Annotated in this window: 20 protein-coding genes; 11 read left to right on the top strand and 9 right to left on the bottom strand. The window is 42.7% G+C overall.

What is annotated here, in order from left to right; translation table 11 throughout:
• Window positions 1–6: 6 nt before the first annotated feature.
• On the top strand, window positions 7–1,335 hold the full coding sequence (gene hslU / locus OIZ54_RS08580) for an HslU--HslV peptidase ATPase subunit (RefSeq protein WP_004589335.1): 1,329 nt from the start codon (window positions 7–9) through the stop codon (window positions 1,333–1,335).
• A 62-nt stretch (window positions 1,336–1,397) separates the two neighbouring features.
• The gene (locus OIZ54_RS08585; protein ID WP_004589334.1) at window positions 1,398–1,772 is read left to right on the top strand and encodes a gamma-butyrobetaine hydroxylase-like domain-containing protein; all 375 of its coding nucleotides are present in this window, start codon (window positions 1,398–1,400) and stop codon (window positions 1,770–1,772) included.
• A 31-nt stretch (window positions 1,773–1,803) separates the two neighbouring features.
• On the opposite strand, the gene OIZ54_RS08590 is transcribed toward OIZ54_RS08585, so the two are convergent.
• The 3 genes from OIZ54_RS08590 to OIZ54_RS08600 all read right to left on the bottom strand — a co-directional run bounded on the left by OIZ54_RS08590 (window position 1,804) and on the right by OIZ54_RS08600 (window position 5,347).
• A complete protein-coding gene (locus OIZ54_RS08590) occupies window positions 1,804–3,684 on the bottom strand; it encodes a methyl-accepting chemotaxis protein (protein ID WP_064386264.1) in 1,881 nt (626 codons plus the stop codon).
• 89 nt (window positions 3,685–3,773) lie between these two features.
• Window positions 3,774–4,811: an MJ1255/VC2487 family glycosyltransferase gene (locus OIZ54_RS08595; RefSeq protein WP_096738977.1), complete on the bottom strand. Its 1,038-nt coding sequence runs from the start codon at window positions 4,809–4,811 to the stop codon at window positions 3,774–3,776.
• Window positions 4,808–5,347 (bottom strand): phosphatase PAP2 family protein, encoded by a 540-nt coding sequence (locus OIZ54_RS08600; protein WP_064386266.1) that lies wholly within the window; start codon window positions 5,345–5,347, stop codon window positions 4,808–4,810. Before OIZ54_RS08600 ends, OIZ54_RS08595 begins: the two co-directional genes overlap by 4 nt.
• A gap of 202 nt (window positions 5,348–5,549) precedes the next feature.
• Here OIZ54_RS08600 and rraA point away from each other — a divergent pair, with 202 nt between their 5' ends.
• Both rraA and OIZ54_RS08610 read left to right on the top strand, forming a co-directional pair.
• Window positions 5,550–6,047 carry a ribonuclease E activity regulator RraA gene (gene rraA, locus OIZ54_RS08605; RefSeq protein WP_004589330.1) on the top strand — a complete coding sequence of 166 codons (498 nt, stop codon included), beginning with the start codon at window positions 5,550–5,552 and terminating at the stop codon, window positions 6,045–6,047.
• Between the two features lie 76 nt (window positions 6,048–6,123).
• Window positions 6,124–7,170 (top strand): formimidoylglutamase, encoded by a 1,047-nt coding sequence (locus OIZ54_RS08610; protein WP_264390181.1) that lies wholly within the window; start codon window positions 6,124–6,126, stop codon window positions 7,168–7,170.
• A 203-nt stretch (window positions 7,171–7,373) separates the two neighbouring features.
• On the opposite strand, the gene OIZ54_RS08615 is transcribed toward OIZ54_RS08610, so the two are convergent.
• Complete coding sequence (locus OIZ54_RS08615) at window positions 7,374–9,038, bottom strand: GGDEF domain-containing phosphodiesterase (RefSeq protein ID WP_264390196.1); 1,665 nt, start codon at window positions 9,036–9,038, stop codon at window positions 7,374–7,376.
• Window positions 9,039–9,160: 122 nt separating this feature from the next.
• Window positions 9,161–10,408, bottom strand: coding sequence for an imidazolonepropionase (hutI, locus tag OIZ54_RS08620; protein WP_264390182.1), 1,248 nt, complete (start codon window positions 10,406–10,408; stop codon window positions 9,161–9,163).
• Window positions 10,409–10,519: 111 nt separating this feature from the next.
• On the opposite strand from hutI, the gene hutC reads away from it, so the two are divergent.
• The 3 genes from hutC (at window position 10,520) to hutH (ending at window position 14,524) form a co-directional block, all read left to right on the top strand.
• Entirely contained in the window at window positions 10,520–11,227 is a 708-nt protein-coding gene (gene hutC / locus OIZ54_RS08625) for a histidine utilization repressor (protein WP_029771749.1), read from the top strand.
• 67 nt (window positions 11,228–11,294) lie between these two features.
• Window positions 11,295–12,968: a urocanate hydratase gene (gene hutU / locus OIZ54_RS08630; RefSeq protein WP_126005641.1), complete on the top strand. Its 1,674-nt coding sequence runs from the start codon at window positions 11,295–11,297 to the stop codon at window positions 12,966–12,968.
• Between the two features lie 2 nt (window positions 12,969–12,970).
• A complete protein-coding gene (gene hutH, locus OIZ54_RS08635) occupies window positions 12,971–14,524 on the top strand; it encodes a histidine ammonia-lyase (protein ID WP_248531375.1) in 1,554 nt (517 codons plus the stop codon).
• Here the strand turns inward: hutH and OIZ54_RS08640 are convergent.
• A complete protein-coding gene (locus OIZ54_RS08640) occupies window positions 14,502–15,272 on the bottom strand; it encodes an NADP-binding protein (protein WP_248531377.1) in 771 nt (256 codons plus the stop codon). The genes hutH and OIZ54_RS08640 overlap by 23 nt on opposite strands.
• 116 nt (window positions 15,273–15,388) lie before the next feature.
• Here OIZ54_RS08640 and OIZ54_RS08645 point away from each other — a divergent pair, with 116 nt between their 5' ends.
• The 4 genes from OIZ54_RS08645 to OIZ54_RS08660 all read left to right on the top strand — a co-directional run bounded on the left by OIZ54_RS08645 (window position 15,389) and on the right by OIZ54_RS08660 (window position 22,088).
• Window positions 15,389–17,416 (top strand): methyl-accepting chemotaxis protein, encoded by a 2,028-nt coding sequence (locus OIZ54_RS08645; protein ID WP_029773386.1) that lies wholly within the window; start codon window positions 15,389–15,391, stop codon window positions 17,414–17,416.
• 431 nt (window positions 17,417–17,847) lie between these two features.
• Window positions 17,848–20,556, top strand: coding sequence for a preprotein translocase subunit SecA (gene secA / locus OIZ54_RS08650; protein WP_096738971.1), 2,709 nt, complete (start codon window positions 17,848–17,850; stop codon window positions 20,554–20,556).
• 60 nt (window positions 20,557–20,616) lie between these two features.
• Window positions 20,617–21,015, top strand: a complete 399-nt coding sequence (gene mutT, locus OIZ54_RS08655) for an 8-oxo-dGTP diphosphatase MutT (RefSeq protein WP_264390183.1) — start codon at window positions 20,617–20,619, stop codon at window positions 21,013–21,015.
• A gap of 5 nt (window positions 21,016–21,020) precedes the next feature.
• Entirely contained in the window at window positions 21,021–22,088 is a 1,068-nt protein-coding gene (locus OIZ54_RS08660; protein ID WP_264390184.1) for a phosphotransferase enzyme family protein, read from the top strand.
• A gap of 170 nt (window positions 22,089–22,258) precedes the next feature.
• On the opposite strand, the gene OIZ54_RS08665 is transcribed toward OIZ54_RS08660, so the two are convergent.
• The 3 genes from OIZ54_RS08665 to pmbA all read right to left on the bottom strand — a co-directional run bounded on the left by OIZ54_RS08665 (window position 22,259) and on the right by pmbA (window position 26,534).
• Window positions 22,259–24,334 carry a M13 family metallopeptidase gene (locus OIZ54_RS08665; RefSeq protein WP_264390185.1) on the bottom strand — a complete coding sequence of 692 codons (2,076 nt, stop codon included), beginning with the start codon at window positions 24,332–24,334 and terminating at the stop codon, window positions 22,259–22,261.
• A 250-nt stretch (window positions 24,335–24,584) separates the two neighbouring features.
• The gene (locus OIZ54_RS08670; protein ID WP_264390186.1) at window positions 24,585–25,067 is read right to left on the bottom strand and encodes a DUF721 domain-containing protein; all 483 of its coding nucleotides are present in this window, start codon (window positions 25,065–25,067) and stop codon (window positions 24,585–24,587) included.
• Window positions 25,068–25,184: 117 nt separating this feature from the next.
• The gene (gene pmbA, locus OIZ54_RS08675; protein WP_264390187.1) at window positions 25,185–26,534 is read right to left on the bottom strand and encodes a metalloprotease PmbA; all 1,350 of its coding nucleotides are present in this window, start codon (window positions 26,532–26,534) and stop codon (window positions 25,185–25,187) included.
• Window positions 26,535–26,626 lie beyond the last annotated feature (92 nt).

Here is a 26,626-nt window from a genome sequence, read left to right on the forward strand (position 1 = left end):
CCCATCATGTCTGCTATGACCCCAAGAGAAATTGTACACGAGTTAGATCAGCATATTATTGGTCAGGCTAATGCTAAAAAAGCCGTGGCTATTGCCCTGCGTAACCGCTGGCGCCGTATGCAACTAAACGATGACTTACGCAGCGAAGTAACCCCTAAAAACATTTTAATGATTGGCCCAACCGGTGTCGGTAAAACTGAAATTGCCCGCCGTTTAGCTAAGCTCGCTAATGCGCCTTTTATTAAAGTAGAGGCGACTAAATTTACTGAAGTGGGTTATGTTGGTAAAGAAGTAGAGACTATCATTCGCGATTTAGTTGATGTATCAATTAAAATGACCCGCGAGCAACAAACTAAAAAGTTTAAACACCGCGCAGAAGAAGCAGCAGAAGAGCGTATTTTAGATGCACTTTTACCACCGGCTAAAGATCAATACGGTGAAACGCAGCGCGATGACAACTCATCTACTCGTCAAACATTCCGTAAAAAATTACGCGAAGGTCAGCTTGATGATAAAGAAATAGAAATAGATCTAGCGCAAGCACAGCCAAACGTAGAGATTATGGCGCCTCCCGGTATGGAAGATATGACCAACCAGCTGCAAAGTATGTTCCAAAACATGGGTGGCGACAAACGTACTAAGCGTAAGTTAAAAATTAAAGAAGCCTTTAAGTTATTAACCGAAGAAGAAGCCGCTAAATTAGTTAACCCTGAAGAGCTAAAAGAGCAGGCTATTTTTGCAGTAGAGCAAAACGGCATTGTGTTTATTGATGAAATAGACAAAATTTGTAAGCGTGGCGATTCGTCAGGCCCAGATGTTAGCCGTGAAGGTGTACAACGCGACCTACTTCCATTAATTGAAGGCTCAACCGTTAATACTAAGCACGGTATGGTGAAAACCGACCACATGCTATTTATTGCATCAGGTGCGTTCCAAATGGCTAAACCATCAGACATGATCCCTGAGCTACAAGGTCGTTTACCTATTCGTGTAGAGCTTGAAGCACTAAGTGCTAATGACTTTAAACGAATTCTTACCGAGCCACATGCTTCACTTACTGAGCAGCAACGTGAATTGCTTAAAACTGAGCAAGTAAATGTTGAGTTTAACGATGATGCAATAGAGCGCATTGCTAAAGCCGCTTGGCAGGTTAACGAGAAAACCGAAAACATTGGTGCTCGTCGCTTACATACGGTAATGGAAAAGCTAATGGAAGAAATTTCATACGATGCATCTGAACAAGCTGGCTCTACCCTTACTATTGACGCCGCTTATGTAGAAAAACATTTAGGCGCATTAGTTGAAGATGAAGATTTAAGCCGCTTTATTTTATAAGGTAGGCAAAAATACTATACTAAAAGCCTCCATATTGGGGGCTTTTTAATGGGATATATAAAATGAAACACGTAACAAAAGTGCATTATCATAGCGTGAGTAAAAACCTAGATGTTTACTTTGATGATGACAGTATGGCTGTATTTAGCTGCGAGTTTTTACGCGTTCACTCTCCCTCGGCCGAAGTGCAAGGGCATGGTGCAGAGCCAATGAAGTTGGTACTTAATAAACAACATGTTGGTATAAAAAAGATTGTACCGGTGGGGCATTACGCACTGAGATTAGACTTTGATGATGGCCATAACAGCGGGCTATTTAGCTGGAGCTACTTTGAAACACTACAAGCGCAGCACGAAACCTTGTGGGATAAATACCAAGCGCGTCTTGCCGAGCACGAACAAAACAAAGATAGCGTACCAATAAAGTTTGTTCCCTAAACCTTATTGGCTTTTTAAACGCTACACTGTATTACACTTTAAATTTATCAATAGCCGCAAATAATACGCGCGCTTGTTCAGAGACTTCTTCACTGGTTTGCGCATTATTAACTGCATGCTCAGAGGCATCTTGGGCAATGTCTCTGATGCGTACTACATTTTTGTTCACCTCTGATGCCACCTGACTTTGCTCATCAATAGCAACGGCAATTTGAGTACTCATTTCCATTATGGTTTGCACATCTTCGGTAATAGCACCGAGTAAATCACCCGCTTTAATAGCTTGTGAAGCACTTTCATCACCTTGCGAGCGACATTGATGCATAATACTTACTACCTCTTGCGTGCGCTGCTGAAGCGTATTAATAATACCTTCAATTTCACTGGTAGACTCTTGTGTACGTTGCGCAAGCGAGCGTACTTCATCCGCTACAACAGCAAAGCCTCGCCCTTGCTCACCAGCACGAGCGGCTTCTATCGCGGCATTCAATGCAAGTAAATTGGTTTGCTCTGCAATGCCTCTGATTACATCGAGCACTGAGCCTATGGTTTCACCGTCTTTTTCAAGTTGCGATACCACACTTGATGCGTTACCTAACGACGAAGACAAATCGCGTATGTGCTTAACCGTAGAGTCTACTTCATTTCGCCCTTGCTGCGCGCTTAAATTGGTTGACTCTGCTTTTTTAGCGGCAGCTTCGGTATTATGAGAAATATCTTGAATCGTTGCCTGCATTTGCGTAGCCGCAGTGGCAACCATATCCGCTTCGTGTAACTGCTCTTGCATGCCTGAACTTGTTGCAGAGGTACTTTCAGATAAGTGCTCTGTTGCCACATTTAACGTATTAAGCGCGGTATTCACTTCGTTTATGAGGTTTTTAAAATCGCCTATTAAACTATTAAAGTCCGAGGTCATAATGGTAACTTCATCATTACCTGTTTGCTCTATCATTACGCTTAAGTCGTTATTACGGCGTATGTCGTTTATGGTGTGATATACCCGCTCAATAGGCACAATAATTGAGTGGCTAGTAAAGTACACCAACGCCAACACTATAATGCCCGAAATAACAAATACAACGATGGCAATAAACTGCGCTTGGTCAACGCTTTTCTCAACTTCCAGCTTAGTTGACTCAACAATTTGACCAACAACTTGATCGCTTTTTTCTACGTTAATACGCATAACGCCTAGTGCACCAGAGTCTAAATCTAGCCCTAACTGCGTTTGTGCCTTTACAAGATTTTGAAAAGCACTTTGATACGTATCTATTAAAGGGCTTATTTGCGACTTATAACTACTTTGTAAATCAGCTTGGGTAATTTTTTGTTTAAACGTACTAATAAGTTCGTTAAAGCGAGTTAAGTATTTTGCATCAAAGCGCAGCATAAAATCTTTCTCAGCGCGTCGCAGCTGTAGCATTGCCGATAAAAGCTCAAAGTTATCTTGCTCTTTTAATAGCACCTCAACTTCGTGCACTGCATTTCTGAGCTTGCCATATAACCCATCTTTAGGGTTTAAACCTATCTGCTGCTGTAACCTAACAACCTCTGAAAAATTGTTGTTGTAGTTAGTAATAAGCGTATGAAAATGCTCAATTTGCGCTGTGGTAATGCCCTGCTGTTGCATTACCTCCTGCAGCTTTTTGATTTTAGTGCTTAGCTGTTTAAAATCCTTATCAAATGATGTAAGTGCTTCCTGCTGCTTGTAAAAAAGAAAGTTTTTTTCATGCTTTCTAAGCTCTAGTGCATGTACGTTGAGCTCTTCTGCAAGCTGAATTGTTTTATTCAGATTGAGTGTTACGCGTGACTCATAAATTATCACACACAACAAAATGACCATTGCCAGACCGACTACCACTGCATTAAGTTGCAAACGCCTTTTAATGGTTAAGTTTTGTAAAAAATTCATTGAAAACACCTATATTTAATATTCACTAATAGTGTAGTACGTTCTGGCGCTTTATATTGAATTTTTTATTAACTTTTTATACATATAACTCATGCTTTTAGATTAACATTCCCCCATAAATCTTTATGCAATGAGTGAGTGTCATGCCACTGTTTATTAAGTAGCCATTTAACCAAAGGGGCAGGATCACTGGGAAAATTAATTTGTTTGTTTTGCGGGGCACTATTCCAATCATCCAGCGCTTGCGGGTTTAAATAATTCATTACATGGGCCATTTTCATAGCCCGCAATGTTTGTGCATTTGCATCTTGTTCAAACTGCCCATCGAGAGGTTTAAGTAATAATTTTTTCCCAAGCTTTAAGGCCTCACTTGCCAGCTCAAAGCCTGCATTACCAATTACGCCGCTGGTATTAGCTAAGTCGTTTAAAAACCCCGCACGTGAAGGAGTGCGCAAATGAATATGCCCAAGGGATTTATCCTGCGCATGCGGGTGGTAACAGTAAAACTCTTTTTCTGGGAAGTCCTTTAAATAATCAATAATGTTGTCGAGGTTCTCAAAGGGTAAATACACCAGCACTTTATTCATAACGGCGACAGGATTGCCATGGTTATGGTTTGCAATAAAGGGCGGTATAATATTATCTGCAAAAGGCTGCCAATGTACGCCTAAATAGGTGCTTGCTGGCGCGTAGTGCTTAATGAGAGATTTTCTAAATAAACCGCGGCCAAACATAGGCACGCTATTAGATAAAAAAGCCGCCTGGTGACTAATACCGACTACAGGTACGCCTGCGCGCTTTGCAGCCCAAGCTGAAATAGGCTCAAAGTCATTTAAGACGAAATCGTATTTTTTTACATTAAATGATTTTATATCGTTAACTAACTTACACACTCGGGCATTTTTTAATGTTTGATAGCTTTTTACTTGGCCGTTTTTAGTGCTAAACGATAACCCCCGGAAGGTTTTGTAATCAGCAAAGTCCTGCATATCAAAGTAGTCTTTTTCAGGGCGTCCTGAAAAAACGTAATCTACATCTATACCTAACTCTTTAAAACAACTTGCCATAACACGGGCGCGCGTAATGTGGCCATTACCTGTGCCTTGTATGCCGTATAATATCTTCATACAGGCACCACCAAAGCTAGCGCAAATAAACCGCATGAACTGCCAATAACGGCGCCTATTATTATATCTGCCGGAAAATGTACGCCTAATACTACGCGAGAAACCGCCACCCCCGATGCCCAACTAAACCAAAGCCACGCATACTCTGCAAAAAAGTGACTCAATATTACCGCAACTAAAAATGCTGCTGCACTGTGCCCAGAAGGCAAACTAAATTTGTCACTAGGCACAATATACGCATTACTGACTAAGCAATCACAGGGGCGGATTCGGCCGAAGCTACGTTTTGCTAAAAAATAAATAGGCCTTTCAATTGCAAACCCCAGTAACACCGATATTGGCAATAACTGATGCTGATCATTGGCACTTAACCACCAAATGGCGCCACACATAAGTAAATATAAACCACCATTACCACTTTTAGATAAACCAAGCGCAGCCGTTTTCAGCCATTTGGGTGAATTATAATTAAACAGAGTTAAAAAGAGTTGTTCATCCATTTGAGCCATTTTTTTAAGCACGTTATTGTCGTTCATTATTCACCCTTAGCTGCACAATATCTAACCATAGTTAAAGCTTAGTGGCAGAAAATAACAATTGAGTGACGCTTTTAAGACACTATTGTTGCCATTTCTAATTTCGGCATTTTTTGAATAAATTTACTGCTATTAAGTCGTTGTTATTGCATATAAGGAGGGTATACTGAGGGTAACTTATGTACCCTTTGAGGATAAAATAATGGATTACAGCACTTCTGACTTATGTGACTTTTTTGCCGATGTGGTTGACGTGCTTGAACCGATGTTCATCAACTTTGGTGGTCGACACACGTTTGGCGGCCGAATTAAAACGGTTAAATGTTTTGAAAATAATGAACTGATCCGTGAAATACTCTCACAAGACGGTACTGATCAAGTACTACTTATCGATGGTGGTGGCTCAACACGACGCGCCCTTATCGACATTGAACTTGCAGAGCTTGCGCTTGATAACAACTGGAACGGCATTATTGTATTTGGTGCTGTGCGTCATGTAGATGAGTTAGAAGAAATTGATTTAGGTATTCAAGCGATTGCATCAATTCCTGTGGCCGCCGACAGCGAAGGCGCTGGTGAAGATGGCATTGGCGTTAACTTTGCTGGTGTGTCGTTTTTTGATGACGATTTTATCTATGCAGATAGTACTGGCATTGTATTATCAGCAGAAGAACTTGAACTAGAAGTTATCGAAGAATAAAGTAACAAGCAGTGCTCAACAGAGCACTGCTTACGCCATCAGAATAATTTTTGCTGCTCAATACGGATTCAACACAGTGCACCCTACCTTAAAAGTGTATGATGAAAACGCCGTTAAACCCTACTGCTCCACACGCGTTAACGAAACAAAAACCTGGCAGTCTGTTGCCCTATTAGACACCCATGTAAATGTACAACAAGCCCTTAATGATGCAGCGCAATTTGGTATTCGCTACGTATTAATTGGTATATGTGAAGATATAGGCCCTCGCGCTAATTTAGGCAATGGCGGCTCACATCAAGCTTGGCCCGCTTTTTTACAATACTTTTTGAACCAACCAGTCAACCAGTTTAACGCGACCCAGCAGGTATTGCTGTTAGGCGAAATTGACGTTGATGATGTAATGGCGCAAGCGCAAGGCTTAAATAACCAGCATGCTGAAGAGCTTGCTCAACTACGCAAACTATGCGCAACAATAGATGAGCGTGTAGAGGCGGTATTAACGCTTATATTTAATGCGGGCCTTGAGCCTATTATTATCGGCGGTGGGCACAATAATAGCTTTGGCATACTCAGTGCTTTAAGCAAACATAGTGGGGCTTCAGTTAACGCTATAAATTTTGATCCCCATGCAGATTTACGGCCTTGCGAAGGTCGCCACAGCGGCAATGGTTTTAGCTATGCTTTGAGGAACAATGCATTGCAGCAATATCATATTATTGGCCTGCATGAGCAAAAAAATAACCAAGCCATTTTTGACTTAATCGCACAAAATCAATGTAGTTATCACAGCTATCAAGCTATTAATATACGCCGAGAAATATCACTAACCAATGCCGTACAGCACGCCTTAGCAACGTTTAATAATGCGCCACTTGGTATTGAACTCGACTTAGACAGTATTTCATTTTTACCGGCTAGCGCGTATACATGCTGCGGCTTTAGCGTTAGTGATGCTGAGCATTATGTGTATTTAACAGCAAAACACAGCACTGCCCGCTACCTACATTTGTGTGAAGCTGCACCGCTAAATCACCCTGCTGGGTTAACAGCAGGTATGCAAAGCTGTGGGCAAATTATTAGTGCATTAGTTAATGCCTACTTACATGCAAAAACGCGTTAATTGTAATTAGCTTAATTAATCGCTGCATTTTTTAAGGGCGCAGAATTGCCTTACTAGCTTAGCTAATAATGGTGAGTTAATTGAGCTTACTATTGGCAGGTGTATAACTCACTTTTGCACGCTATACGCTCATAAGTGAGTAATTCTATCGCAGCGAATTGCTGAGTTCCCCTTACAAAATAATTATTGCAGCTTGGCATAAATTATTGTGTTTGGTGGGCCTGCCACTGCTTTAGCCAACTCATTAAGCCAATGCTGCTTAACGGGTGGCCAAAATAATAACCTTGTGCTGCGTGCGCTTTTAAACTTTTTACAAACTTTAATTGGTCTAAGGTTTCAACGCCCTCAAAAATAACCTTGGTATTTTGTTGGTTATGCATTTCAACCATACCGCCTACTAGGCTGCGAATATTATTTTGATTGCTAAAATCTGCAGTAAGCGATGGCGCCACCTTAATGTATTCAACAGCTAGATTTGGCAGCTTAGAAAGAACAATGGGGTTATCGCCTAACCCATCAACGCATATTTTTAAGCCTATATTATTTAATCGGGCAATCATCGCACGGCCCTTATTATCTAAATCTGTGAATATATGCAGCGGGCATTCAACAATTAAATCTCCGTGCTGTAAGTTGTGCTCACTCACCACACTATCTACAAACTCAACAAACTCTTCGTTAAGCATTTCGGGGCCAAATAAGTTAATGCTCAGCGGTATAGCAATTCCCTCTATACGCAACGCCATGGCAAGCTCTGCGGCCCGCTCTATAACAAATTTAGCCAGTGGGTAAGCTAAACCCGCAATATGAATATCATCAATAAATCGGTGGGCAGATAAAATACCTTGTTGAGGGTGCTGCCAACGCAACAGAAGTTCTAAAAACTCAATTTGGCCGTCGTCATTGCGAATAATAGGCTGAAAATAAAGTTCAAGCTCGCTTACAAAATCAATATTAGCCAGCTCTTTTAAACGGGCTTGCTGCTCAAGTTGCTCAACCATCATTTGTTGGTGGTACACAACCACTGCTTTTTTAGGCTGACTATCAAGGGCTAAGTAAGCACACGATACTAAGTTATCAAAGTTAGCGTCTTGCTCATCGCAATTAACGTAACTCGCCCTTGCTTTTACCTCTACTGTACAGTTAGCGACGTTAAACGGCTTAAGTGTTGCGCCAATAATTTGCTCAATGATGTGCTCATGGCTATGTTTGTGCACAGCTAAGCTGCAAATAAAGGCAAAGTTAAGACCGCCTAAATGCGCCAATTTTTCTTGGCCACCTAAATCAATCACATTATCGTTATTTAGTAAGTCTTTTATTCTGTTGGCCGATTGAGCCAAAAGCAAATCACCAAAATCTCTGCCTATGTGCTGATTAACTTGCTCAAACCCTTCTAGACGAACAATCACCAGTGCTGCTTCCAGCTGTTTTTCTTTACACCAGCTGTAATAGCCTTGGCGTAACTGCTGTTTATCTGCAAATGCAGCAAGAGGAGAGTCATCTTGGTACGGTTCAAGCTCATTAATGTTATGCGAATCTTCAACTTTGGGCTCTTCTTCCTCGCTCATTAGCCCTACAACCGCTAGCAGAATAATAGCCACCACCACCCAAAATAGGGGCACGTCCATGAGTAAATGCGCTGAAAACAACACCACAAATAGCAACCCTGAAACGGCGCTTGTGATAATCATGCTCCAACTATTACGCTCAAACGCTTGCCATAAATGAAAGCAAAAACCAAAAGCGAGCAATATTGCTAACCAAGCAGCCCCGCTACTTAAAATGGCTAAACCGACAGCGCCTGTACATAAGTAACTAAATTTAATACTGGTATTTTTAACCGCAAATAACGTAGCGACCATCGCCATTAACAGCGCGCCGCTAAAAAATATTGGAAAGTTACTGTCAGTCAAAATACTCAAGCTTACGCCACTCCATTAGCAATAAAATTTAATAAAAGCATGTTAAATATGGACAAAAATAATACAAACTAATTAATTCTACCCAAAATCCATAGATTTAACAGTTTATTTACGCCAAATTGGTAACTTAATTGTGCAGGGTGACCTATTTGCCAGTGCGCAATATCAGCCCTTGCTCCAACCTTTAGCACGCCTCTGTCTTTCAAACCTAGTGCCTGCGCTGCATTGCGGGTTACTCCCGCAAGGGCCTGCTCAGGGGGGAGCCTAAATAAAGTACATGCCATGTTCATCATTAATTGCACAGAACATAAAGGCGAGGTGCCTGGGTTAAAGTCACTGGCAATAGCAATAGGCACATTGTATTTTTGCAGCAAATCGATGGGAGGAAGCTGTGTTTCTCGTAAAAAATAAAAAGCCCCAGGTAATAAAACAGCCACAGTGCCAGCCTCTGCCATGGCTTTTACGCCGTTTTCATCAAGGTACTCAATATGATCAGCTGAAAGGCCTTTATACTCAGCCACCAGCTGTGCGCCCTGCTGATTAGAAAGCTGCTCAGCATGGCATTTTACCGGCAAGTTATGTTTTGTAGCTGCATCAAACACTTGTTTTGTTTGTGCAAGACTAAAGCCTACATTTTCACAAAATACATCCACAGCATCGGCAAGGTTATTAGCCACTACCTGCTCAAGCATCTGCGTACATACTAAATCAATGTATTCATCTGCACGGCCTTTGTATTCAGGGGGTAGCGCATGAGCACCTAAAAACGTGGTTTTAATATCAATAGGGTGATGCTCATTAAGCAAACGCGCCACTTCTAAAATTTTTATTTCGTTTTCAACATCAAGCCCGTATCCCGACTTTATCTCAGCAGTCGTTACGCCCTCGGCAAGTAAAGTGTTTAAGCGATCTTTTGCATCAACAAATAACTGCTCATGATCTGCCGCGCGAGTGGCCTTAACGGTACTGGCTATACCGCCGCCTTGTGCAGCTATTTGTTCATAGCTTACACCTTGTAAGCGCTGCTCAAATTCCTCAGCTCGGGAGCCTGCAAATATTAAATGTGTATGGCAATCAATAAGCCCAGGTGTTAACCATTGCCCTTTAATACTTAATGTAGGGGTAGCAAAGGCATCAAAACTGGGTAAGTTTGATTGCTCACCTAACCATACAATTTCGCCGTTTTTAATCGCCAGTGCCGCATTTTCTATAGCCCCATAAGGTGCATCTATTGTGCTATCCATGGTTGCTATGTTGGCATCAGTTAATAATAAGTCGAGATCTTCTAAGGTGTAACCCGTTGTTTTATTTTGCATACTTAGCTCCCTAACGTGCTTAAAATACAGTCTAACAATACACCTTGTATATACAAGATAATTATGCCATCTTTATTAAATAGTTTATTTTAAGTACAGCTAATAATAGTAATGACCACACCTAAATTTGCACAAATAAAACAATTTATTGTCGATAAAATAAAAAATGGCGCATGGCAAGAAAACCAACGTGTCCCTTCAGAAAACGAGCTTAGCAGCCAATTTTCTGTAAGCCGTATGACCGCACGACGTGCACTGAGCGAATTAACAGATGCCGGTATTTTAACGCGCAGCCAAGGGTTAGGTACGTTTGTAGCAAGTTTTAAATCGCAGTCGTCACTACTTGAAATTAAAAACATAGCCGATGAAGTAAAAGAACGTAACGGGCAATACAGCTGTAGTGTGCAGGTGCTTGAATCAATCAATGCGGTAGCCCCCATAGCTATTGCGCTTGGCGTTGAAGTAGATAACGTGGTGTATCGCAGTGTGCTTGTACACAATGAGAACGACAAACCACTGCAAGTAGAAGAGCGATTTGTAAACCCAGCTTTAGCCGCGGGTTATTTACAACAAGACTTTAGCGCCCTCACCCCGCATGAATACTTATCGAGCGTAGCGCCGCTCACACAAGCGCGCCACACAGTGGAAGCGGTTATGCCCAACTCGCAAATGTGCCAATGGCTTAACCTGTATAACGAAGAACCCTGCTTACAGGTTATTCGTCGTACTTGGTCTACAAAAGGCATAGTGAGCTTTGCTCGCTTAGTATCACCGGGCAGTAAATACCGTTTGGGCGGGCACTTAACATTTAAAAAATAATAACAACGTAACGCTCAAGGGCGTTTTTTTGTAGCTGACCACCTTGTATATACAACAGGAGAGATTCATGAACAACCGGCTCGACACACACCGAGAAATCCGCGCGCCTCATGGCGATAAAATTAGCGCTAAAAGTTGGCAAACAGAAGCCGCTAAACGCATGTTAATGAACAATTTAGACCCTGATGTGGCAGAGCACCCTCACGCGTTAGTGGTATATGGCGGTATTGGCCGTGCGGCAAGAGACTGGCCAAGCTTTGATAAAATAATTGAAACCCTTGATAGGCTCGAAAACGACGAAACCCTGCTTGTGCAATCGGGTAAGCCCGTGGGCGTATTTAAAACCCACGAAAACGCGCCGCGCGTTCTCATTGCTAATTCTAACCTGGTGCCACATTGGGCAAATTGGGAGCACTTTAATGAGCTAGATAAAAAAGGCTTAATGATGTATGGGCAAATGACCGCGGGCTCTTGGATTTATATTGGCTCACAAGGCATAGTGCAAGGCACTTACGAAACCTTTGTAGCAATGGCAAAGCAACACTTTGGCGGTAATGCAAAAGGTAAATGGGTTTTAACAGCAGGCCTTGGCGGTATGGGAGGTGCGCAACCACTCGCCGCGACGATGGCAGGCTTTAGCGCATTAGTTGTGGAATGCGACGAAACCCGTATCGATTTTCGTATTAAAACCGGCTACGTTGATGTAAAAGCCACGACACTTGAGCACGCGCTTGAGCTAGTTACCGATGCTTGCATTAAAGGCAAGGCATTATCGGTAGGCTTATTAGGTAATGCTGCCGATATTTTTACTGCACTGGCAAACAGCAATATTACCCCTGATATAGTGACCGACCAAACCTCAGCGCACGACCCACTCAACGGCTACCTACCGCAAGGTTGGAACATGCAACACGCAGCAAAAATGCGTGAACAAAACCCACAGGCAGTGGTTAAAGCCGCTAAGCAATCTATGGCAGTGCAAGTAAACGCCATGCTAGCACTTCAAAAAGCCGGTGCTGCCACTACCGACTATGGCAATAACATTCGCCAAATGGCATTTGAAGAAGGCGTTACTAACGCGTTTGATTTTCCGGGCTTTGTGCCTGCTTATATCCGTCCGTTATTTTGTGAAGGAATTGGCCCATTTAGATGGGTTGCGCTTTCAGGCGACCCCGAAGACATTTATAAAACCGATGCAAAAGTGAAAGAGCTTATCGCAGAAGATACCCACTTACATAACTGGCTTGATATGGCGCGTGAGCGCATTCAATTTCAGGGTTTGCCAGCGCGCATATGCTGGGTTGGTTTAAAAAACCGAGCCCGCCTTGCACTGGCCTTTAACGACATGGTTAAAAATGGCGAGCTTAAAGCGCCGGTTGTAATTGGTCGCGATCATCTCGACTCTGGCTCTGTAGCAAGCCCCAACCGTGAAACCGAAAGTATGCAAGATGGCTCAGACGCCGTTTCTGATTGGCCGTTACTTAATGCTTTGCTTAATACTGCGGGTGGCGCAACGTGGGTGTCGCTGCACCATGGCGGCGGAGTGGGCATGGGCTTTAGCCAGCACGCAGGCGTGGTTATTGTTGCAGATGGTAGTGAACAAGCTGCGCAACGCATAGCTCGTGTGCTTTGGAACGACCCTGCTACCGGCGTTATGCGCCATGCTGATGCAGGCTACGACATTGCAAAAAATTGTGCGCAAGAGCACCACCTAGATCTCCCTATGCTAAACAAGGAATAGTCATGATTTCACACACTCTCACACCAGGGCAGTTAGATTTAAGCACCCTAAGAAAAATTAATGACTCAGCTGTCACACTTAACTTAGTCGATGGCGCCAGTACACAAATAGCGGCCAGTGCACAAACTGTTCAAAACGTAATAAACAAACGCCAAACGGTGTACGGTATTAACACCGGCTTTGGCTTATTAGCCAATACAAAAATAGCAGATGACGAGCTTGAGCTACTGCAGCGCAGTATTGTGCTTTCGCATGCTGCCGGTATTGGGGAGCTCATGGACGACAGCACTGTAAGACTAATGATGACCTTAAAAGTAAACTCTTTGTCTCGGGGCTACTCAGGGATACGCCTAGAGGTGATCGCATTTTTTATGCAACTACTGTGCAGTGAAGTGTACCCGTGCGTACCACAAAAAGGGTCTGTGGGTGCTTCGGGCGATTTAGCGCCTCTTGCTCATATGTGCCTTCCACTATTAGGTGAAGGCAAAATGCGCCACAAAGGTGAAATTATAAGTGCTTCTCAAGGGCTAAAAATTGCCAATCTTTCACCTATTACATTAGGCGCAAAAGAAGGACTGGCACTGTTAAATGGTACACAAGCCTCTACCGCGTTTGCGTTACAAGGGCTTTTCAAAGCAGAGGATTTATATGCACAAAGCTGTGTTATAGGCTCTATTAGCATAGAAGCTGCAATGGGTAGCCGTGCGCCCTTTGATGCACGCATTCACGAAATACGGGGGCAACGCGGCCAAATTGATACGGCCAGTGTATTTAGAGAGCTACTTAGTACTGAATCACAAATTAGCCAATCTCACGTAAACTGCGAAAAAGTGCAAGACCCTTACTGCCTTCGCTGCCAACCTCAGGTACTCGGCGCGTGTTTAACACAAATACGCCACGCCGCAGAAGTGTTGTTATGTGAATCAAACGGCGTTACCGACAACCCGCTGGTATTTGCCGATGTGGGCGATATTATATCCGGTGGTAACTTTCATGCAGAGCCCGTTGCCATGGCAGCTGATAACTTAGCCATTGCGATTGCCGAAATAGGCGCGCTGGCAGAGCGAAGAATCGCGCTACTTATTGATTCAAACCTCTCTACACTGCCACCTTTTTTAGTTGAAAACGGCGGAGTTAACTCAGGTTTTATGATTGCCCAAGTAACCGCGGCTGCGCTTGCCTCCGAGAACAAATCGCTTGCGCACCCCGCCTCGGTAGACAGCCTGCCAACTTCAGCAAATCAAGAAGATCATGTCTCTATGGCAACCTTTGCAGCAAGGCGCTTAAAGGAAATGGCCAATAACACCCGCGGGGTATTAGCAATTGAATGGCTTGGAGCTGTTCAAGGGCTTGAGTTTAGAGCCCCACTTAAACCTTCACCGCAAGTAGAAAAAGCAAAAGCTCTGCTGCGCGAGCATGTAAGTTACTACGATAAAGACCGCTACTTTGCCCCCGATATAGACGCAACCAATACGCTTTTAGCACAAGGGGCATTGTGCGACTTTATTCACCACAACCCACTACCATCGCATTTTAAATTCCATGCTGATAGCTAAAACCTAACGCTTCAATTGCTGAGCCAAGTACTTTGCGCTCAGCACTTTCATTACTGGTAAAGGTTGGCATTTCGCCGCCATGCTCTGCACACTTTTGTGCATAATAATTCGCTTTAGTTGGGTGCGATGGATTTACCACGTTGTAAATATTTTGCCCCGAGTTATAGTTTTCTATTACCGCAAAAATGGCGTTTATCACATCTTGTTGATGCACCATATTAACCACCTGCTGGCTCGATGAATTTAATTCTTTCCCAGCAACAAAGCGCCCCGGCTCGCGGTTAGGTCCTAATAACCCTGCTAAACGCAGAACTTTACCATCTTGCTCAAGCACCTTTTCTTCGCCATCGTATAGTTTTATTTGTCGCTCATTGGTACAACTTATTTCACTGCTTTCAGTGTAAACACCTGGCTCTTGGTCGTACACACCGGTAGATGAGCACAAAATAAAGCCCTTTGCATTTAATTGTTTAGAAAGAGTAAGTGCAGCGCTTAGTGTTTCTGGGTAGTTACTTTCACTGTGTCTGCTTCGTGGGGGGATTGCACACACCCAGTAAGCATCGTGTAAATCTATTTGATGTATTAGTTGCCCATCAATCAGTACAAATTGACGCTGAAAATCGTCTGTGTGCTCATCACTTCTATGCGTACCTTGTACCTGCCAACCCGCCTGTTTAGCTTGTAGGCACAAAGTATGACCCAACCAGCCTGCGCCTAATACTACTAATTTATTAGCTTTTGTTTCCATTTTTGCATAACCCTTCATTTTAAACGCATAATTAGTGCTTTTTATCTAACTTCATAGAGATTTAAAGTAAGATATGATTAGATATAACCTACTAAAAAACAATAATACGTGCACTTATGCTAAATAATTTATCATTACGGAAGAAAATATTATTATTGATTGGTGGCACCATCACCATTTTGCTAATTATTGCTTCAACATTTTTTGTAAATCACATCGCTAACCTTTCCAGAGTAAACATTGAGCGCGAAGCTCAAAGCTACCTACAAAGCGAACAACTTTCAATGCAAAGCTACTTTGCAAAGTATGGCAAGCTGGTTTCTACGTTTGTTAATAACCCGCATTTAGTTAATTTTTTTGAAAATTGGGATACTCGCGACCAGCCGATTAAAAACGCCCCCGGTTACAACGAAGTTAATCAAGATTTTGTACGCATTAGCTCAAATGACGAAAATGTACTGTCGGCGTTTTTCGCATCAGCAACCACCGGTGAATACTTTAAAGAAAACGAGCGTACCAGCCATTACAATGGCCAACCATACTACGCCTATAAACGTGGTTGGTGGCAAGAAGCCCTGCAAATTAATAAACTTTACGTAGGCCCTATATCGGTCGATTTAACCACTGGGGTTGCCTCAGCAGTTGTACAACAGCCGGTATACAACGCACAGCGTAAACTTATTGGTATGGGCGGCGTTGATTTACAGCTTAATAAAATCAACGATATGGTTGAAGGTATTCGCTTTAACGGCCAAGGCTATGGCTTTTTACTTGATGGCAATCAAAAGGTTGTACACTTTTCAAATGCTACCGGCCATAAGCTGTCTAACACCGACGAAGGCCCTAAAGGTAAAGAAGGGCTAGATGGCCTTGAAAGCCAGTTTAATAATACTTCAGGCTTTACAGAGCTTAACGCACAAATGCGTAATAACCTCGAAGGCAGCCAATTGGTGACCTTAAAAGGAGAAGAGTATTATGTGGTGTACCATCGCTTACAACTAGAGCAACCTTATCTAGATTGGTATGTAGGTATACTGATCCCAACCAGCATGATTGAAGCCCCCGTTAATGAGGCGGTTACCACCACAACCACCGCAGTGGTGATTATTTTAGTGATAATTTTAGCGATGATATTATGGGCAACCCACATGATCTCGCAGCCTATTACCACCTTAACTAACATAATGCGTGATATTGCATCAGGCGAAGGCGATTTAACCCAAAAGATTAATATTACCAGCCAGGATGAGGTCGGCCAGCTTGCCAATCACATGAATACATTCATTGATAAGCTGCGCGCCATGATGTTAGAAACAGCCGCACAAGCTGAGCAGTTAACCAATGCCGCAGCGCAACTTAAAAACGTATCTGCTCAAACCAACACCGAAATACAGCAAGAAAAACAACAAGTAGACAGCGTAAGTGCCGCCGTGACCGAAATGGCCAGCACTGTACTTGAAATATCGCGTAACGCACAGCATACCAACAGCGCCGCCGAAGAAGTACAAGCTATTACTGCCGAAGGGGCTGACCGCTCAACTCAAGCACAACGTGTGATGACCGAACTTGCGCTACACATAGGTGAAGCGTCTAAAGTGGTAGCAGGACTTGAGCAAGAAAGTAATAACATTGGTGCATTGGTGGATGTAATTAACTCCATTGCCGATCAAACCAACTTACTTGCTCTAAATGCCGCCATTGAAGCTGCGCGTGCAGGTGAGCATGGCCGTGGTTTTGCGGTAGTTGCTGATGAAGTACGTTCACTGGCAAGCCGTACGCAAGAGTCAACAGACGATATTCGTAATATGATTTCTCGCTTACAGCAAATTGCCCAACAAGCGTCGGTAATGATGCTACAAGGGCAAGAGCAAACTGAAGGCTCAGTATCGCAAACAAAAGAAGTGCTAAGTTCATTACAAAACATTGCTCAGTCGGTAACTAAAGTGCAAGACCAAAGCCACCAAATTGCCACTTCAACCGAGCAACAAACCGTTGTCGCAGAGGACATTAATACCAGCCTTGCAGCAATTAATGGCTTAGTAAACAGCACAGCTGATCACGCACACATTTTAGCAGATGAAGCACGCGATTTAAGCGATCTTGCTGTTGCCTTAAACAAAACGGTTAATCAGTTTAAACTATAAAAAGCACAGCGTAATAAGGTGGGTAACTAAGTATAAATTAACCCACCTAGGGTGTGTTGAGCATTGTAGATTGAATGAATTTCAATCACCCAAGGCCAGCATGCCCTAGCACTCTTGTTTTTAAATTTTTTAACACCATATCTTCACAACTTGCTGCTATTTTTTAGCGTAATTAAATCAGTTAAAGTGGTTTTTACGCATCAGATCAAATTTTTCTGTTTTTAATACACATCTTTTAGTTGAGATAGTTTGTTGTTTGGCAGAGTCTGGTATAGTAGCACACGTATTAAACAGTGCTTTGAGGCTCTTTAATACAAAATTGCTAATTAATATGTTCTACAGGTTATGTAAAAGTACATATTAATTACCAATTGTAAAAAATGGGTTAGCCGACACTCGGTTAACAAAGAATACATTGTAACGGTTTTATCATGATATCTAATTTATTTACCAAGATTTTTGGTAGTCGCAATGACCGCACTATTAAAAACCTAAGAAAGACGGTCGCGCTAATTAATGCGCTAGAAACGCAATTAGAAGCGCTTTCTGATGAAGATTTAAGAGCTAAGACAGCTGAGTTTAGAGAACGTTACGATAACGGACAAAGCCTTGACGACATTCTACCAGAAGCATTTGCTGTGGTACGCGAAGCGTCAAAGCGTGTAAATGGCATGCGTCACTTTGACGTACAGCTATTAGGCGGCATGGTTTTACATCAAGGTCGTATTGCAGAAATGCGTACCGGTGAAGGTAAAACCCTAACAGCCACACTTCCAGCCTACTTAAATGGCTTAACAGGCAAAGGCGTGCACGTAATTACCGTGAACGACTACCTTGCTAAACGTGATGCTGAAACAAACCGCGAGTTATTTGAGTTCTTAGGCCTTACTGTGGGCTGTAACGTACCAGGCATGATGCCACAACAGAAAAAACAAGCTTACAGTGCCGATATTACATACGGTACTAATAACGAGTTTGGTTTTGACTACCTACGTGACAACATGGCATTTAGCATTGATGAGCGTGTACAACGCCCACTGTTTTATGCGGTAGTGGATGAAGTGGATTCAATCTTAATTGATGAAGCGCGTACACCACTTATTATCTCAGGCCCAGCTGAAGATAGCTCTGAGCTATACATCGAAATCAATAAAATTGTGCCGCTTTTAGAGCTTCAAGAAAAAGAAGACGAAGAAGGCATTGAAGGTGATGGCGATTACACAATCGACGAAAAGTCTAAGCAAGTTCATTTAACTGAGCGCGGTCAAATTAAAGTTGAAGACTTATTAACTGAACGTGGCTTGATTGAAGAAGGCGACTCGCTTTACTCAGCCGGTAGCATTACCTTACTGAGCCATGTGTATGCCGCACTTCGTGCCCACAAGCTTTATCAAAAAGATGTTGATTACGTTGTTAAAGAAAACGAAGTTATCATTATCGATGAGCACACAGGGCGCTCAATGGAAGGTCGTCGTTGGTCTGAAGGTTTACACCAAGCTGTTGAAGCTAAAGAAGGCGTAAAAATTCAAAACGAAAACCAAACGCTGGCTTCAATCACCTTCCAAAACTACTTCCGTTTATACGAAACCTTAGCCGGTATGACAGGTACAGCCGATACTGAGGCATTTGAGTTTCAATCTATTTACGGCCTAGACACGGTTGTTATGCCAACTAATAAGCCGATGATCCGTGATGATCGCGCCGATTTAGTTTACCTAACACAAGAAGAAAAATACGAAGCTATTTTAGCCGATATTAAAGATTGCCAAGAGCGCGGACAGCCTGTGCTTGTAGGTACTATTTCGATTGAAAGCTCTGAGTATTTATCGCAGTTTTTACGCAAAGAAAAAATTAAGCACAACGTACTTAACGCTAAATTCCACGCGCAAGAAGCTGACATCGTATCGGATGCAGGCTTACCAGGTACTGTAACAATTGCAACCAACATGGCCGGTCGTGGTACCGATATTGTGCTTGGTGGTAACTGGAACAGCGAAGTTGAAAAACTAGAAAACCCAACAGATGAGCAAATTGCTGAAATTAAAGCGGCGTGGAAGATTCGCCACGATGCAGTAATTGAAGCTGGCGGTTTACACATTATTGGTACTGAGCGTCATGAATCGCGCCGTATAGATAACCAATTACGTGGCCGTGCTGGTCGTCAGGGTGATGCCGGCTCTAGCCGTTTTTACTTATCGATGGATGATGCGCTAATGCGTATATTTGCCGGCGAGCGCATGACTAACATGATGCGTAAACTAGGCATGCAACGCGGCGAAGCCATTGAGCACCCTTGGGTTAACCGTGCAATTGAAAACGCTCAGCGTAAAGTAGAAGCACGTAACTTTGATGTACGTAAACAATTGCTTGAGTACGATGATGTAGCAAACGATCAACGTCGTGTTGTTTACTCTCAACGTAACGAGCTGCTTGAAGAAGGCGATATTTCAGAAACCATTACAGCAATCCGTGGTGATGTACTTGCAGGTGTTATTGATCAATACATTGCACCACAAAGCCTTGCTGAAATGTGGGATATACCAGGCCTTGAAGAGCGCTTAAAACAAGACTTCCTGATTGAGCTGCCTATCACGCAGTGGTTAGCTGATGACAATAAACTATACGAAGAAAAACTTCGTGAGCGTATTGAGCAAGCGGTTGAGCAAGCTTACAAGCAAAAAGAAGAGCAAGTTGGCGACTCTGTACTACGTCAGTTTGAAAAAGCGATTATGCTTCAAAGTCTTGATCAGCACTGGAAAGATCACCTTGCTGCAATGGATCATTTACGCCAAGGTATTCACTTACGTGGCTATGCACAAAAGAATCCTAAGCAAGAATACAAGCGCGAGTCGTTTGAGCTATTCACCGAAATGCTTGAAAACTTAAAAGTTGATGTAGTGGGCATTTTAAGTAAAGTACAAGTTCGTGCCGAAGAAGATGTTGAAAAAGTAGAAGAGCAACACCGTAAAAGTGAAAATGCCCCTCGCGAGTACCAACACGAAGAAGCTGAACATGTAGGCGGTGAAGCACCTCAAAGCGCAACTGTAATGGCAAGAACAGCGCCTAAAGTTGGCCGTAACGATCCGTGTCCGTGTGGCTCAGGACAAAAGTTTAAGCAATGTTGTGGTAAATTAAAGTAACGACGCATTGTATGTAATTAAAAAGCGACGCTAGCGTCGCTTTTTTTATGGAGAAAAAACATGACAACAAAAATTGTAAATGTAGCGGTAGGCGTAATAAAAAAAAATAACGCCATCTTTATCTGCAAGCGCGCTGATGAGCAACATCAAGGTGGCTTATGGGAATTTCCAGGCGGGAAAGTAGAAGCTGGCGAGAGCGTATTTGCTGCACTTAAGCGTGAGCTAAGCGAAGAAGTTGGCATTACCATTCACAGCTCTAGCCAACTGATGGTGATTGAACATGACTATAGCGATAAATGTGTAAAACTTGATATTCACGTTGTGAGTAACTTTAGCGGTGAAGCACATGGCGCCGAAGGGCAACCAAGTGAATGGGTCGCTATTAATGAGCTTAGTAACTATGAGTTCCCTGCTGCTAACGCCGAGATTATCGAAAAAATACAAGCGCGATACGCCTAAAGCACATGAATACAGCAATACAAAATAAATTAAGTGAGCTATTAGCGCTAAACCCTGAGCTTACTCAGGTGAGCTCTTTAGGCAGCGGACATATAAACACCACGTGGCTGTTAACTAATGCTGCGCAGCAATTTGTTGTTCAAAAGCTCAATACCCATGTATTTAAAAAACCAGCACAACTGGTTAATAACGCACAGTTAATTGAGCAGCACCTAAGCGCTAAACAACAAGCAAATACTTACCCGCTCGACATTGTTAAGCATATAAGTACTTGCCAAGGTGAATACCTTATTACAATTAACAACGCGTACTATCGCGTGCTTAATTTTATTAGCCAAAGTATTAGCGAAGATGTGGTTACAGAGCCCCATCACGCACAGCAAGCCGCATTTGCATTTGGCACCTTTACACGTGCCTTGCTCGATTTTGACGCATCAAGTCTCTACCCTGTTATTACTGACTTTCATAACTTAGCTATGCGCTTTGAGCAACTTAATACAGCTATTAGCACCGCAACTAAAGAGCGGCTCCAGCAGTGTAAAAACGACATTGACTACTGCATTGCACAACAGCATTTAGTAAAAGAACTCGCTGACGTAACAGCCGATTTGCCCACCCGAGTGTGCCACAACGACACTAAAATAAATAATATGCTGTATTGCAGCAATACATATAAAGCTAAAGCAGTTATCGATTTAGATACTTGTATGGCAGGCTTTTTATTATATGACTTTGGAGACATGGTGCGCACATTTTGCTGCGCTGAGGTAGAGGATTCAATTAATCTGGATAAAGTGGTTATTCGCAAAGAGGTATTTACTGCGCTTGTTAAAGGCTACCTTGCCCCCCTGAAATCGGCTATTAGCAACAAAGAGCAAGCAAGTTTGCTACTTGGCGCTAAAGTTATGCCGCTAATGCTCAGTGTGCGGTTTTTAACTGATTACTTAAATAACGACGTGTACTTTAAAACCACCCATGCAGAACATAATTTAGAACGTGCGCAAAACCAGCTGGCTTTGTATAAAAATATTTTAAGCAATCAAAGCTGGATGCATAAAACACTCATGCAGTAGCCCTAAATTAAGTATTATTGCGCATTGGTATTATTGCGCATTGGTATTAGTACTCAGTATTTAAATATAAAAAAGCCAGCAAGCTAAACACTTACTGGCTTTTATTTATCAACCTGAATGCTGGGTAATTTATCTCTTAACCAGATTCAAGTTAACTAACAGGCTATCAATTACCAAATTTTTACGCGGTCTTCTGGTTTGATATACATTTTGTCGCCTTCTTTTACGTCAAACGCTTGGTAAAACTCAGGCATGTTCGACAAGATACCGATAACACGGTAGTGACTTGGTGAATGCGGGTCTGTCATTAAGCGGTTTCGTAGCTCTTCATCGCGGTACTTACGACGCCAAATTTGTGACCAACCCATAAAGAAACGCTGATCGCCGGTGTAGCCATCAATAACAGGCGCTTTGTTCTCACCTAACGATAATTGATACGCCTTATAAGCCACCGTTAAACCACCTAGGTCGCCAATGTTTTCGCCAAGGGTAAGCTCGCCGTTAACACCCGCATCTTCAAATGGTTTATATTCGTTGTATTGCGCTACTAACGCGCCGGTACGCTCTTCAAACTGTTTAAGGTCAGACTCACTCCACCAGTTACGTAAGTTACCGTCACCATCGTATTTAGCACCTTGGTCGTCAAAACCGTGACCTAGCTCGTGGCCAATTACTGCGCCAATTGCACCGTAGTTTACAGCGTCATCGGCTTCTAAATTAAAGAACGGTGGCTGTAAAATAGCAGCTGGGAATACAATTTCGTTATTTACTGGATTGTAGTAAGCATTCACTGTTTGTGGCGTCATGTGCCACTCAGAGCGGTCCACTGGCTTGCCTAATTTAGCAATCATGTCGCTATAAGCCCACTGACTGTAACGTATGTAGTTACCCACTAATTCATCAGGGTTAATGCTCAGCTGTGAGTAGTCTTTCCACTTATCTGGGTAGCCAATTTTTGGGGTAAATTTGTTTAACTTTTCTTGGGCTGCAAGCTTGGTTTCAGGGCTCATCCACTCAAGGTTTTCAATAGCAACGCCGTAACCTTTAATAACGTTATCTACCAGCTCTTCCATACGTGCCTTTGCTTCAGGCGGGAAGTTATCTTTTACGTATACTTTACCTAAAATTTCGCCAAGTACGCTGTTAGATGCATCAACCGCTTTTTTCCAAAGTGGCGCTTGCTCTTTTACGCCGCGTAATGTGGTGCTGTAGAAATCAAATTTAAGATCAACCAAGTCAGTGCTCAGTAACTGCGCGTAACCACTTACAAAATGAAACTTTAAGTAGTTTTTCCATGTTGCTAAATCTGTTTCTTTGTACACATCAGCAAACCCTTCTAAGTAGCTTGGCTGACGTACAATAATGTCTGAGGTATCTACCCCAGCACTATTGAAAAATGCTGCTAAATCAAAGTCGCCTGTTAGCTTATTTGCCTCCGCTACAGTCATTTTATTGTATGACTTAGTTGCATCACGGCTTTGTACTCTACTCCATTGTGCCTCAGCTAAAGCGCTTTCAAATGCGATAACGTTTTTCGCGGCATCAGCGGCATTTTCAACGCCTGATTTAGCTAAAATATCGGTTATGTATTGCTCGTAAGATGCGCGAATTTTAGTAAATTTTTCATCATCTTTTAAGTAATAGTCACGATCAGGTAAGCCAAGTCCAGATTGCGATAAGTACAGCGCGTATTCACTTGAATTTTTAGCATCGTTATTTACAAACCAGCCAAATGGTAAGCTCGCACCTTGCTGCTGAATTTTAGCCATTAAAGGAGCAAGATCAGCTTTTGAATCTAGGCTATCAATGGTATTAAGTGAAGGTTGTAAAGGTGTAATACCTAACTCATCACGTGTGTCTTTATCCATGTAGCTTTTGTAAAAAGCGCCAATTTTGTACTCATCGCTGCCTTTTTTAGCACTGCTATTATTAGCGGCACTTTCAAGCGCTGTTTTCATCGCTTTTTGCGACTCGTCGTATAACTGTGTAAACGAGCCGTAGTTCGACTTATCGCCAGGGATCTCTGTTTTAGCAAGCCACTGTCCATTCACATGGTAATAAAAGTCATCTTGTGCACGAACCGACTCATCCATATTGGCAAGGTTTACACCTAGCTCAAGCGTTTTTTCTGCAGGTGCTGTAACGGCAGCGGTGTCGGCCACTTGCGTTTCTTGTTGTTTTTCACCGCAACCTACTAGGCCCAGTGCAAGTGCGATACTTGCAGCGGTAATAGTTACTTTTTTCATAATTATTCCGTTTGTTAGTAAAGAATAAAATATCTATTTCATTAAACTATTGCATGCCAGAGAAAAAATAAAAGCGCCCTGCGATGCTTTCAATTAATGAAATTAATATTTAGGCGGTTAAAACAACACGCCGAATTTGTATGATAAACCCCATTAAAGAAACAATAAAATAGAATATGTAACAAAGTATTTTCTATGAGACGAGGTAACAAAATAGCCCTACCAACAACCATAATCGCGCTTTTGCGAGTTATTTTTTACCATGGCGAGCAAGGCGCTCTAGCTTTTCTTTCAGCGAAGGTGGGGCTGATGCGGCAATGGCATTAAGGTAATCTGAAGTTTGCTGGCTCATTTTTCTTGAATTGCCAGGTGCTTTACCTGCGGGGCCGGGTTTATCTGCAGTTGGGCTTAAGCGCGCTGTTGCTTGAGGGTTTGCAACAATTTTAATTTGTCCGAGCTCTGCCATGCCTGCCGCTCTAAAATGCGACTGCATATCCATTTTTAAATAATTAAGTTTAAGGGCAATTGCCGCCGATACAGCTTCAATCATCAACGTGCCATTGCGGTAATTACTCACACGGCATTTTTCAGCAAGCTTTGGGCCTAAAAACTCTTTAAGCAACACCTGTTGCTTATCAAGCGCTTGGCTTTTACCTGCATAGGCTGATAAGCGATTATTAAGGCCTGCCATAATGTCAGTCAGGGGTTTTGGTGCGTACCTATCTTTAGCCATTCAACACCTCAAAAATTTAAATAAAGCACGTTTAAGCCAAGCGTTTAAATGCTCGGCTTTAATATGTGCTTTTATATTTTACCAATTCGCTTAATTACGTATTATTGCAAATTGCTATTATGCGCCTGCTACTTGCATTTGCTCTATAAGTACTGAGCCGGTTTGAATGCCGCCTCTGCGCTCAATATCGCCCCCTATGGCCGAAATACCTTTAAACATGTCTTTTAAATTTCCGGCAATGGTAATTTCACTAACAGGGTACTGAATTTCACCGTTTTCTATCCAAAAACCAGCTGCTCCACGCGAGTAGTCACCCGTAACGGTGTTTACGCCTTGCCCCATCAGCTCGGTAACTAATAAGCCTGTTCCCATGGTTTTTAATAGCGCGGTTAAATCGTTGTGCGTTTGCTCAACTAACCAGTTATGAATACCGCCTGCATGGCCTGTTGGAGCCATATTTAGTTTACGCGCTGCATAACTTGCTAATAAGTACGTTTGCAGCTCACCGCCTTGAATAATTTCACGGTCAATCGTTTTTACCCCTTCGCTATCAAAAGGCGACGACGCTAATCCTTTTAATATATGAGGACGCTCAGCAATATTAACGCTCTTACTAAATACTTGAGTGCCTAGGCTGTCGAGTAAAAAGCTCGATTTACGATAAAGCGCCCCGCCGCCAATTGCCGACACTAAATGGCCAAACAATGAGTTGGCAATATCGGCTCTAAAAATAACAGGGACTTTCATAGTACCCAGCTTTTGGCTATTTAGTTTAGCCAGAGTTTCGGTGGCGGCTTCTAGGCCTACCGCAGCAGCGTCGTTAAGTCCGCCCTGATCGCGAGCAACAGTATAAGCAGAGTCGCGCTGCATGTGCTCGCCTTCTTTGCCTATTACCATAGTGCTAATGCTGTGGCGCGTACGTGGAAAACCAGCAATTAAACCATGGCTATTACCATACACACGTAAGCCTTGGTGCGATGAAAAACTTGCACCATCTGAATTAACAATACGCTCATCAGCATTTAAAGCGGCTTGCTCTGCAGCATGACATAGCTCAATACCTTGCTCAGGGCTTACATCCCACGGGTGATATAAATCAAGGTCCTTAGGGGCAAACTCGAGTAGTTCTTTATCGGCAATACCATTAAAAGGGTCGTCTGAGGTAAATTTGGCAATATCAATGGCTTTTTCTACTACCGTGCGCAGTGTTTTTGGGTTTAGATCAGCAGTAGATGCCGAGCCTTTATTATTCCCTACATAAACACTGATACCTAAACCACCATCTTGGTTAAACTCTATGGTTTCTACTTCACCCATGCGTGTGCTTACCGATAAACCCGATGTACTAGACATAGCAGCTTCTGCGGCAGTGGCACCCAATTTTTTAGCATGCTCGAGCACTTCAGCTACGGCATCTTTTACTTGAGAGATTTGAGAATAAATTGGATCGTGTTGTTGGCTTTTCATAAATTAAGTCCTGAGCCTTAAGGCAATATTGCACGCATTTCTTATCTTTAAATGCTAACACACTCACTGCACCACATCAGCTAATATTAATC

This window comes from Pseudoalteromonas sp. A3 (genome assembly GCF_025942345.1).
GTDB lineage: Bacteria > Pseudomonadota > Gammaproteobacteria > Enterobacterales > Alteromonadaceae > Pseudoalteromonas > Pseudoalteromonas atlantica.